The organism is Thermobifida fusca YX, from assembly GCF_000012405.1.
Taxonomy (GTDB): Bacteria; Actinomycetota; Actinomycetes; order Streptosporangiales; family Streptosporangiaceae; genus Thermobifida; species Thermobifida fusca.
In genome coordinates, this window is sequence record NC_007333.1 from 810189 (window position 1) to 820165 (window position 9977).

The 9977-nt window shown below is 64.7% G+C and carries 9 protein-coding genes; 6 read left to right on the forward strand and 3 right to left on the reverse strand.

Annotated features, from left to right (window positions below; translation table 11 throughout):
* Nucleotides 1–192: 192 nt before the first annotated feature.
* Nucleotides 193–4458 carry a BREX system serine/threonine kinase PglW gene (gene pglW, locus TFU_RS03505; RefSeq protein WP_011291148.1) on the forward strand — a complete coding sequence of 1422 codons (4266 nt, stop codon included), beginning with the start codon at nucleotides 193–195 and terminating at the stop codon, nucleotides 4456–4458.
* A 181-nt stretch (nucleotides 4459–4639) separates the two neighbouring features.
* On the opposite strand, the gene TFU_RS16155 is transcribed toward pglW, so the two are convergent.
* Complete coding sequence (locus tag TFU_RS16155) at nucleotides 4640–4810, reverse strand: hypothetical protein (protein ID WP_011291149.1); 171 nt, start codon at nucleotides 4808–4810, stop codon at nucleotides 4640–4642.
* A gap of 283 nt (nucleotides 4811–5093) precedes the next feature.
* Between TFU_RS16155 and TFU_RS03510 the strand changes: the two genes are divergently transcribed.
* Entirely contained in the window at nucleotides 5094–6200 is a 1107-nt protein-coding gene (locus tag TFU_RS03510; RefSeq protein ID WP_011291150.1) for an RNA-guided endonuclease InsQ/TnpB family protein, read from the forward strand.
* Between the two features lie 484 nt (nucleotides 6201–6684).
* Here TFU_RS03510 and TFU_RS03515 read toward each other — a convergent pair whose 3' ends face one another.
* Together TFU_RS03515 and TFU_RS03520 are read right to left on the reverse strand one after the other, a co-directional pair.
* Nucleotides 6685–7215 carry an ATP-binding protein gene (locus TFU_RS03515; protein ID WP_011291151.1) on the reverse strand — a complete coding sequence of 177 codons (531 nt, stop codon included), beginning with the start codon at nucleotides 7213–7215 and terminating at the stop codon, nucleotides 6685–6687.
* Entirely contained in the window at nucleotides 7215–7562 is a 348-nt protein-coding gene (locus TFU_RS03520) for a hypothetical protein (RefSeq protein ID WP_049754919.1), read from the reverse strand. Before TFU_RS03520 ends, TFU_RS03515 begins: the two co-directional genes overlap by 1 nt.
* Nucleotides 7563–7824: 262 nt before the next feature.
* Between TFU_RS03520 and TFU_RS16265 the strand changes: the two genes are divergently transcribed.
* From TFU_RS16265 to TFU_RS15735, 4 genes are all read left to right on the forward strand, one after another.
* Entirely contained in the window at nucleotides 7825–8148 is a 324-nt protein-coding gene (locus tag TFU_RS16265; RefSeq protein ID WP_370492646.1) for a helix-turn-helix domain-containing protein, read from the forward strand.
* Nucleotides 8103–8594 (forward strand): DUF5753 domain-containing protein, encoded by a 492-nt coding sequence (locus TFU_RS16270; protein WP_370492647.1) that lies wholly within the window; start codon nucleotides 8103–8105, stop codon nucleotides 8592–8594. The genes TFU_RS16265 and TFU_RS16270 overlap by 46 nt, the downstream gene beginning before the upstream one ends.
* Nucleotides 8591–8785 (forward strand): DUF397 domain-containing protein, encoded by a 195-nt coding sequence (locus TFU_RS03530; RefSeq protein ID WP_011291155.1) that lies wholly within the window; start codon nucleotides 8591–8593, stop codon nucleotides 8783–8785. Before TFU_RS16270 ends, TFU_RS03530 begins: the two co-directional genes overlap by 4 nt.
* Before the next feature lie 368 nt (nucleotides 8786–9153).
* Nucleotides 9154–9348 (forward strand): DUF397 domain-containing protein, encoded by a 195-nt coding sequence (locus TFU_RS15735; protein ID WP_081430391.1) that lies wholly within the window; start codon nucleotides 9154–9156, stop codon nucleotides 9346–9348.
* The last annotated feature ends 629 nt before the right edge of the window (nucleotides 9349–9977 follow it).

The window sequence follows — 9977 nt, forward strand, 5'->3', positions numbered from 1 at the left end:
CGAGGGCTTTGCCGCAGTCCCCGGCACGCATGCGGCCGCACAGCACGACACGACGGCCGTTGCCCCCAGGCTGTGGACGACCCCGAGGTGCCTGCCCACTTCTCTTCCCGGTTGTCCGCTTCGTCTGGGAAACCGTCTGTGCAGGTCGCTATCCTTCGCCAATAACTGGGTCCGTATCAGGGAAGGGCGTCGATGACCGACCGGTGGTGGGGGGAACGCTCCGAACATCCATGGGAGCAGGAAGCTCTCGAACACATCAAAGCGCTCATGCCGCAGCGCGACCCCTACCGGGCCTGGCAGTGCTTCTCGTTCACCGCCGCGTCCGGGCAGATCCGCGAATGCGACCTGTTCATCGTCACCCCAGCCGGGGCGTTCCTCGTCGAAATCAAAAGCCAGCCGGGACGGGCCATCAACCGCGGCAGCACGTGGACGTTCTACGGGGACCGGGTCCGCACCATCGACAACCCGCTCTACCTCACCGACAAGAAAGCCAAAGAGCTCAAAAGCCAACTGGAGTGGGCCGCTAAAAAGCTCGGCATCCGCGACTACCGGTTGCCGTACTTCACCCCCGCCGTCTTCCTCTCCGCCCCCGACCTGCGCTGCGACTTCGACGAAATCCAGCGGCAGCACGTCTACGGCCGCGAAGGACTGGACAAGCAGACCGGGCTGCCCGGGATTTGGAGCGGCCTGCTGAACCGGCGGACCCACCGCAGCCCCGACCCCGTGTTCTTCCGCTCCATCACCCGGCTCATGGAAACGATCGGGGCGAAAGCGATCCGCCGCGACCTGACGGCCGGCTCCTACACTCTCCAGCGCCGGGCGTTCGACAGCGGACCCACGTGGACCGACTACCTGGGCAAGCACACGGTTATCACCAACAAGCACTCCCGGGTGCGGATCTACCACTACCGTCCGGACGCCGACGAGCAGACGAAGAAATCAGTGCTGCGAGCCGCGGAACGCGAATACCGCTCCCTGGTCGGGGTCGCCCACGAAGGCATAGTCAAAGCCGAAGACTTCGTCGAAGTCGAGGGCTACCGTCCCGCGGTCGTGTTCGAACACCGCGAAAGCTGGCAGCGTCTCGACCACTTCATGCAGGAGAAAGGCGCCGACCTCGACGTCTACACCCGCGTGGAGATGGTCCGCCAGCTCGCCGAAGCAGTCAACCACGCCCACCGCAACCGGCTGTTCCACCGGGCGCTCGCGGCCCGCAGCGTCTGGGTGGAACTCGACGGCCACTATCCGCGGCTGCGGATCGCCGACTGGCAGACCGCGGCCCGGCAGGGGATCGGCAGCCTCGGACACACCCAGCACGTCGGGCAGACCACGGTGCACGCCCTCGTCGAACACATTGAGGCCGCCGCCCAGGCCTACCTCGCCCCCGAAGTCAACGCTCCCAACAGCGACCCGCGTGCCTTGGACATGTTCGGCCTGGGGGCGCTCACCTTCCTCATCCTGACAGGGCAGCCGCCGGGCAACGACCGCCGAGAGTTCAACGAACACATCCGGGAGCACGGCGAACTCTCCCCTGCCGCGGTGAGCGACGACATCCACCCGCTGATGGACACCCTGGTGCGGGAAGCGACCCGGCTCATCCCCACCGAACGCACCTCATCCCCCCGCGAGTTCCTGCGCCGTCTCGAAGAAATCGAGGAGCTGCTCACCCGGCCCGAGGTCGTCACCAGCCCGTTGGAGGCCACCAAAGGCCAGGAGATCATCGACGGCTGGAAGGTGGAGAGCGTCCTCGGCAAGGGCGCCACGTCCCGCGCCCTGCTCGTGTCCCGCAACGGCGAACAGCGGGTTTTCAAAGTGGCGGTGAACGACAGTGCCGCCGCCAAGCTCCGCCGGGAAGCGGAACAGCTCCGCAGGCTCCGCGACCGCCGTATTGTCGCGGTGATCGGCGACGACCCGGTCATGACGATCGGCGAGCACACCGTGCTGCAACTGGAACTGGCCGGGGAGGTCACGCTCGCCGACTACCTGCGCCAGGAAGGCAACCTCGGTATCGAGGAGCTGCGCCGATTCGGCATCGACCTGTTCGAGATCGCCGACTATTTGGAAGACCAGAAGGTTTTCCACCGCGACATCAAACCCGCCAACCTGGGCGTGCGGGAACGCACCAAGAAGAGCCGCGAACTGGTGCTGTTCGACTTCTCTCTCGCGGGCACCAGCACCCGGGAAACCCAGGCCGGCACCCCCGGATACCTGGACCCGTTCCTCGCAGAAGGCAACCGCAGCTACGACAGCGCCGCGGAACGCTACGCCATCGCCGTGACCTTGCACGAGATGGCGTCCGGCGACCTGCCGGTGTGGAACGAGGAGGGGGTCGAACCCCACCTGCTGCCGGACAGTGTCGAATACCCGCGACTCAGCGAAGAGGACTTCCCCGACCAGGTGCGCGCCTCACTCACCGAGTTCTTCCGGCGTGCCCTGCACCGCAGACCCGAGCAGCGGTTCGCCACGCTCGCCGACATGCGCGAAGCGTGGGAGCAGGCGTTCCAGAACATCGAAGCCTCCCCGGTCACCACCCCGGACAGCCTGGAGCTGGCTGAGGTGGACGACGAGGCCACGCGGCGGCGCAACGCAGAGAACGCCACCGCGGACACGCCGCTGGTCGTGGCCGGGCTGAGCCCGGACGCGCTGGACGCCGCAACCCGCCTGCTGCGCTGTGAAACCGTCGGCGACCTGTTGAAGAAACCGGTTGCGGAGATCCGCCGCCTGCGCGGCGTGCCGCTGCGGGCCCGCAACGAACTGGCCCGCCAAGCCAACCGGTGGCGCAGGAAGCTGGCGCACGCCGAACCGCTGCCGAAGGTCAGCGCAAAACTGTCCGTGGACGGTGCCAGCGAGGAAGAGAAGGAGCTCGCTCTCGAGAACGCGAGCCTCGACAAGATCATTCGCCAGTTCCTGCCGAAGACCACGGAACGGAACCGCGACTGGGTGCGCACTGTCCGGGAGCTGCTTGGCCTCCCCGAGGACGCTCTCGCCGAACCGGTGTGGCGCACCCAGAAAGAGGTGGCCAGGCGGCTCGGCTTGCAGCAGGCCACCGTGTCCCGGCATTTGGCGGAGGCCCGCCAGTACTGGGTGAAGAACACTCCTTCCCAGCTGCGTACCGCGGTCCGCGACGACATCGTGGAGATCCTGGAACGCCACGGCCGGGTCCGCGAGGTGCGGCAGATCGCAGACGAGCTGCTGAGTAAACGGGGGACGAGCGCAGAAATCCCGGAGACCCGGAAAGCGTATGCGCTGGCCGCGATCCGCGTGGTGACCGAATGCGAAGAGCGAAAGCAAAAAGAGTCGCCCGTGTTTGTGCTGCGCCGCCTCTACACGCACAGCGACACCCCGAAGGTGCTGGTCGCCCAGGTCATCGAGAACGACCCGACCGTTCCCGTCGAGGCCGACCTGCTCGACTATGCGGCGGCCTTGGGTCGGGAAGCCGACCGGATTGTCCGGTTCGACGATGACGCGCCGCTGCCTTCCCCCGCCGAGGTGCGGCAGCGGCTGCGCGGGGTGCCCACCAAACCGGGCATGGCCCCGCTGTCCGACGTGGACTTGGTGACGCTGGCCGCGGCAGCCTCGGAGAACGCGCAGGCCACCGCGCGCCTGGAGTTGTATCCGCGGTCGTTGAGCCTGAAACGGGTGCTGGACATCGTCCAGGTCGCCAGCTATCTCGGCGAGCCCGGCATCACCCCGCAGCAGATCGTCGACCGGGTGCGGGCCCGTTTCCCGCACATGGACCCGCCTGGCGTGCACGTGATCCGTCGGCAGCTGCGCGAAGACTTCCCCAACCTGGAGTCCCGGACGGCCTCGGACGGCACCGAGTACTGGTATCTGCCACGCACCGCGATCACCAGGTCCATCACCTATTCGGCGATCAGTGCGGGCGGCGGATACGAGCCGCCGAGCGAGCATGAGAGTGCCCGCCGCCGCCTCGACCAGGCGGTGGCCCGCGGCGGCTACCTTGCCGTGAAGACGTGGATGTCAGAGGCCGAACGGGTGGCAGAGCTGTTGGCTGCCCGGCCGGATGTGGCGGCGTTCGACGCGTCTGCGGAGTTCGTGCGGGTCGTCACCGAGATGATCAACCAGTACGGCGGCCCGCCATGGGATGTGGTGGTCGCCGCTGACGTGCCCGGCGGCCCGCCCGAGTTCGGGAACATGGTTGCCGAGGCGTGCATGATTCTCGGCGACCGGATCCGCGCCGCGGGACAGGACCGGCCTGTGTTCGTGTACGGGGCGACCCCGCTGGCCCGCTACCCGGCAGGCCGAGACTTGCTGCGCACGCTAGCCCAGCAGGCCCGGGAGAGCGGCACCGCCCCGTACGGCCTGTGGCTGCTGTGCCCGATGGGCAACCCGTACCGTCCGGCCCGGCTCGACGACGAACCGGCGGGCGCGATCACGGATGCGGAACAGTTGCGGCTGCCCCGCGGTTTCGGCGCAGAAGAACCGGTTTTGGTGGGGTGACAGCGGACGCACCCTGGCATGGGGGAGGCCACCGGATGCAGCCGGTGGCCTTTTCCCTGTCTCCGAAACGCGGGGGGAAGCACGGTACGCGGAGTTCCACGGTGTTGGAGCGGCTGTCCGCGCACCACCCTGTAAGCAGGATGCCCACCGGTGTGCCGGCTGGGCGTGGGGAGAGGCTGGTCTAGCGCGGTGTGCTGCGTGCCGAGGCCCACGGGGAGGGGAGCTGGGCGCGGCCCTTCAAGTGGTTGTCCAACGCTATGCACGCCTCCCGGAGCTCCGGCGGGTCCGCCAGGTGATCGCGCAGGCGCTCGACCATGCGGTCGTATATCAGGTCGATCTCCGGGGCGATCACGGTGTGGCTCCTTTCGAAAGCGATCAGGTAGGGGCGGATCAGCGCGGGCGGGTCAACGTTCAGCTCCGGTTCGCGATGCGTGGGAGCAGCGGGCTCGCGGCGCGGGTGAGCGGCTGGGTGTGGCGTGGCCTGGTTTGGGGGAGCGGATTTGGTGCTTCGGCGGGAAGCACAGCAGTTTTCATCGTTCTTCTGGCGCGGAGACCCCGGGCTTCAGCCCTGGGGAGGAAGCGCCATCCTCCCATCGCAGATCGTTCTTAACTGATCTTCTAGTAAAATGTGAGACATGGCGCAGATCGTGAAGCGGGCGTACAAGTACCGCTTCTACCCGACCCCCGAGCAGGCCGAAGAACTGCTCCGGACGTTCGGCTGCGTCCGCTTCGTCTACAACAAGGCGTTGGAGGAGCGGACACGCGCCTACACCCAAGAGGGCCGCCGGGTCTCCTACGTGGAGACCTCCGCGATGCTCACCCAGTGGAAGCGCACTGAGGAGCTGGCGTTCCTCAACGAGGTGTCCTCGGTTCCGCTCCAGCAAGCATTGCGGCACCTGCAAGCGGCGTTCGCGAACTTCTTCGCCAAGCGGGCCAAGTACCCCACGTTCAAGAGCAAGAAGAAGTCCCGGGCGTCGGCCGAATACACCCGCAGCGCGTTCCGCTGGAAGGACGGGCGGCTGTTCCTGGCGAAGATGCGCGAGCCTTTGCGCATCGTGTGGTCGCGGCCCCTTCCCGAGGGTGCGCAGCCGTCCACGGTCACCGTGAGCAGGGACGCGGCCGGGCGGTGGTTCGTGTCCATCCTCGTGGAGGAGAAGATCCGCCCGCTTCCCCCGGTGGAGTCCTCGGTAGGGGTGGACGCTGGTATCAGCGCTTTGGTGACCCTCTCCACCGGGGAGAAGATCACCAACCCCGGGCACGAACGCCGCGACCGGCGCAAGCTCGCCAAGGCGCAGCGAGCCCTGGCCCGCAAGCAGAAGGGCTCGAAAAACCGCGAAAAGGCCCGATTGAAGGTCGCCCGCATCTACGCCCGGATCACCGATCGCCGCCGCGACTTCCTGCACAAGCTGACCACTCGGCTCGTCCGTGAGAACCAAACGGTCGTGATCGAGGACCTGACCGTCCGCAACATGCTCCGCAACCACTCCCTGGCCCGCGCCATCTCGGACGCGAGCTGGCGGGAATTCCGCTCGATGCTGGAGTACAAGTGCGCCTGGTATGGCCGGGAACTGCTGGTCGTGGACCGCTGGTTCCCTTCCTCCAAGTTGTGCTCGGCGTGCGGCACCCTGCAAGAGAAGATGCCGCTGAACGTCCGTACCTGGCAGTGCGCCTGCGGCGCGGCCCATGACCGCGACGTGAACGCCGCACGCAATATCCTCGCCGCCGGGCTGGCGGAGAGGTAAAACGCCTGCGGAGGGCCGGTAAGACCGGCCCCGGAGTCTTCCGGGGAGGCGCGGCCCGATGAAACAGGAAGCCCGACCCAGTGACGGGTTGGAATCCCCCGGCTTCAGCCGTGGGGAGGAAGTCAACAGATATTCCTGGGCGGCGGCGGTAGATGCTCTTGCAGAGCGCTTCCGGGACGGCGCCGAGCCTGGCACCACTCGCGTTCGTTCGCGCGAGGTAAACAGCGCGGGGAGACACGGCTTCCGAGTGCCTGTGTTGCGCTGTTCTCCGCCTCCGTTGTCCTTTGATGAGACGCCCCTCCCACGTCTCTGTGCTGGAGTGCTTGTGGAACGTTGACGAGCATGGAAGCTCCCGTGGTGGGGTGGCTGGAAACAGTTTCGGGTGTGTGGGGCCACCGGCCACGGACCGGTGGCTTTGTTCTGTGCCGTGGTGTGGGCGAGGGGGCGGCACAGCAGCTTGAAGTCCTTGGGGTGGGGATCGGGATCAGAGGTTAGATCCGGGGAGGGGAGGATCGGGTAGTCGGGTGGCTCCCGGCGGGGCGAATAGCGCCCAGACGGTGTAGCCGCCGCTGTCGATGTTCCAATGGCCCCAGTCAGCGGCGAGAGCAGCTACCAGATGCAGCCCACGTCCCCCGAGGGAAAGAAGGCCGGTGTCGGTGCGGGTGTGCGGGATGCTCGGCAGGCGGGTGTGCGGGTCTGCTTTGGGCCCCTGGTCGGCGACGGTGACGAGCACGAGGCCAGTGCGGAGGGCGGAGAGCGTCACCGAGATTTTGCCGCCATCGCCGCTGACGCTGTGGTGGCAGGCGTTGGCGAACAGTTCAGCTACCACCAGTTCGGCGTCGTCAACCGCGTGCGGGTAGTCGGCGAGACTGCGGCGGATGCGGTGCCGCAGCTCGGGACAGAACGCAGGGTCTCCGGGCAGTTCCCAGAACTCCGAGACGGTGAGCCGGCCGGGACCAGAACCAGGTGCGGACAGGTCGGGTTCCTGGTCGTTGGGGTTGGGAGGAGTGTCCATCAAGCTGCCTCCCGCAACGCGGCGCGCCGCGCAGCAACCGGGTTCACCCGGGAACGGGTGACCGCTCGGTCGAGGCCGCACAGTGCGGCAGCGGCGTGGTTGACCTGGGAGACGTGCGCGGTACCGGTGCGGCCCCAGATGAACCACTGGTTACCGACAAGGTCCTCCACCACGACAACGGGGACCAGCCGCGTGCGTGTGCGGACGTAGAGCACCGGGTGACTTGTGGCCGACAGGGCGATGAGGGCAGTGACGCCGAGGGAGCGGATGGCGTCAGCGAGCCGGGAGAGGTGGGCGGTGCGGTCGCTGGTCTGCTCTGTTAAGGGGAAGTGGCCGATTTCAGACATGGGAGAGCTCTTCACGCAGTGGAAGACTCCTGATGCCTTCCGTGAACACAGAGCACTATAGAACCGTTTCGATTGGTGTTTCTTATGTTTCTAGAAACATTTCTTGAGTGGTTGACAGGTTGGGACGGGAGCAACCCGAGCGACTAGGCTCTGTCCCAGCCCTAGACATGAGGAGGTTGCCATGACAGTCAGGCGGCCCACCGTGGCAGGCCGCGACCTCGGAAGCGAGTTGCGTGAGATCCGAGAAGAACGCGGACTGTCCATGCGGGAGGTCGCCCGGCGGCTCGACTGGCCCGCCTCCAAGCTCTCCAAGATCGAAACAGGGAAACAAGGGACGAAACGGGAGGATGTGGCTTCCCTGTTAGCGATCTACGGGATCACCGGGCAGAGACGGGACTACCTGGTGAACAAGGCGGGAAAGGTAGATAAGCCCGGGCACTGGGAGAAATCCGGGCTTGATGGCGGCCTCTCCAGAAAACCAGAACCCTCATACGTCTGGAACGAGACGCAATCCAGATCCAGAGCGTCGAGCCGCTGCTCATACCAGGCCTGCTCCAGCTCCCCGAGTACACCCGCGCCCTTATGAAGGCATGCGGAGTACCGGAGCAAGATATCGAGGTTCGTGTTGCTGCTCGGCTAAGCAGACAGGCGATTCTGAGCCGGGAACCAGGCCCTGCCTTTCAGGCTTTCCTTGATGAGAGTGCCCTCCGACGTCCTGTACTCCCTCCCAAACTGATGGCGCGGCAGTTGCGCCACCTCGTGGAGACAGCCGAACGTCCCAACGTGACTCTTCGCGCTCTTCCATTCTCTTTAGGAGCACACAACGGCTTGGATGGCTCCTTCATGCTTCTCGACCTGCCCGAACAGAAATCCGTAGTGCTCCTGGAACATAAAATCTGTGCTCTCTTCCTGGAAGACGAGGAAGAAATCAAGTTCTTTAGAAAAGAAGTAGAGCGCTTGAACGAAGTAGCTCTCACCCACGTTGATTCCATCAACCTCATTGCACAGATCGCAAAGGAGCTGGAGGAATGAACACCGCAGGTAAGACGCTCGAGTGGCGTAAGAGCAGCTACAGCGGCCGGGACTACAACTGCGTCGAGGTCGCTGACCTCCCCGGTGCCACTGCTGTCCGCGACTCCAAGAACCCGGACGCCGCAGTGCTGGCTTTCCCCACAGCTGAATGGGTCGCGTTCCTGCAGGCAGCCCGGAGCAAGCACCTCTAGAACACCTGGTGAACAGGGTGGAGGAGGGCATGGAGACGCCCCGATCACAGCCCTGTTCGTCGGATAGCCGTTAGCTGCCTTTCCAGTGGTCTGCCGCAGGCCACGCCTACAAAGGCTTCCTGTGCTGAAACCTCAGGCATCCGGTTAGTAAGAGCTGTGATATCGAGGTTTTTCTTTGGAGTCGAAAGATTCATTGTAAACGAATCGGGGAAACCTACATCTAGCTCTCTGGGATGGATAAGTTTCTAGCTCTTTGAAGTAATATAGAGAGGTTTGAGTTTCACCTGTGGCTGTTGTGAAATAAGGAAAGAATCTCTCTTTGTGGGAATGTTTGACCGCGTCACACAGGATGTTCAAAGGTCTAGTGCATGGGCGCAACAGACAAGAAATTGAGGTGGCGTAAAAGCAGCTACAGTGGAATTAATGCGGATTGTGTTGAGGCCGCTGAGCTCCCTGGTGCTATTGCTGTCCGTGACTCTAAGCACCCTGAGGCTGGTGTGTTGTGCTTCTCTTCCGCTGAGTGGGTGGCGTTCCTCCGTATGGCGCAAGAAGAGCGTCACTGAAAGGCGGAATCTGGGCTTAGCAGCAGCCCTCTGAACCACATCGAGAGGTCCGGGTATATCTAGCTCCCGGTGTGGCTAGGAGGCTGGTGTTGCCAGACGTCGCTCAGGAGCCGCGGGACGTGGTGAGAGTCTCGAAGTGCTCTCGAGCAGCTGCTCTCTGAATCATTGACAGACTTCACCAATATGGATAACGCGAGAGAGCCATGGTCACCGACAACATCAGCGTGTCTGTTCAGGCCTGGCACATGTCGACCCTGATCTTGCGTTCAACGGCTTGACGAACACGGCTGGGCGACGATCGGGACAAAATGACTCCGCTGCTGGTCGGGCTGGCTGAACTGCGCCCCTGGGTGCACCAGTAGCACACCACCCCGGATGAGTACGGGCAAAGCCCTGCTGACTACCTGGATGAAGACCTCGCCGAGCTCAAAGACCGCACCGACATCACCGACAGCGACATGCAAGCATGGCGACCTAAAACCACCACCCGCAGCCGTAAGCGAAGAAGAAGTAACGTCCATTGAATGCGGCGTCGAGGGCTGGAGTTAGGCGCTAGCCCTCGACGCCGCTGCTGTTCACGGCCCCGATCTGGCAGACAGGGCGCCCCGTCCGGACTGTTTTCGAGGGCT

What these genes read in the sequence shown, in the direction of transcription:
- pglW (WP_011291148.1), top strand. Translation starts at nt 193, where the DNA reads ATGACCGACCGGTGGTGGGGGGAACGCTCCGAACATCCATGGGAGCAG.
- TFU_RS03510 (WP_011291150.1), top strand. Translation starts at nt 5,094, where the DNA reads ATGGCGCAGATCGTGAAGCGGGCGTACAAGTACCGCTTCTACCCGACC.
- TFU_RS03515 (WP_011291151.1), bottom strand. Translation starts at nt 7,215, where the DNA reads ATGGACACTCCTCCCAACCCCAACGACCAGGAACCCGACCTGTCCGCA.
- TFU_RS03520 (WP_049754919.1), bottom strand. Translation starts at nt 7,562, where the DNA reads ATGTCTGAAATCGGCCACTTCCCCTTAACAGAGCAGACCAGCGACCGC.
- TFU_RS16265 (WP_370492646.1), top strand. Translation starts at nt 7,825, where the DNA reads ATGCGGGAGGTCGCCCGGCGGCTCGACTGGCCCGCCTCCAAGCTCTCC.
- TFU_RS03530 (WP_011291155.1), top strand. Translation starts at nt 8,591, where the DNA reads ATGAACACCGCAGGTAAGACGCTCGAGTGGCGTAAGAGCAGCTACAGC.
- TFU_RS15735 (WP_081430391.1), top strand. Translation starts at nt 9,154, where the DNA reads ATGGGCGCAACAGACAAGAAATTGAGGTGGCGTAAAAGCAGCTACAGT.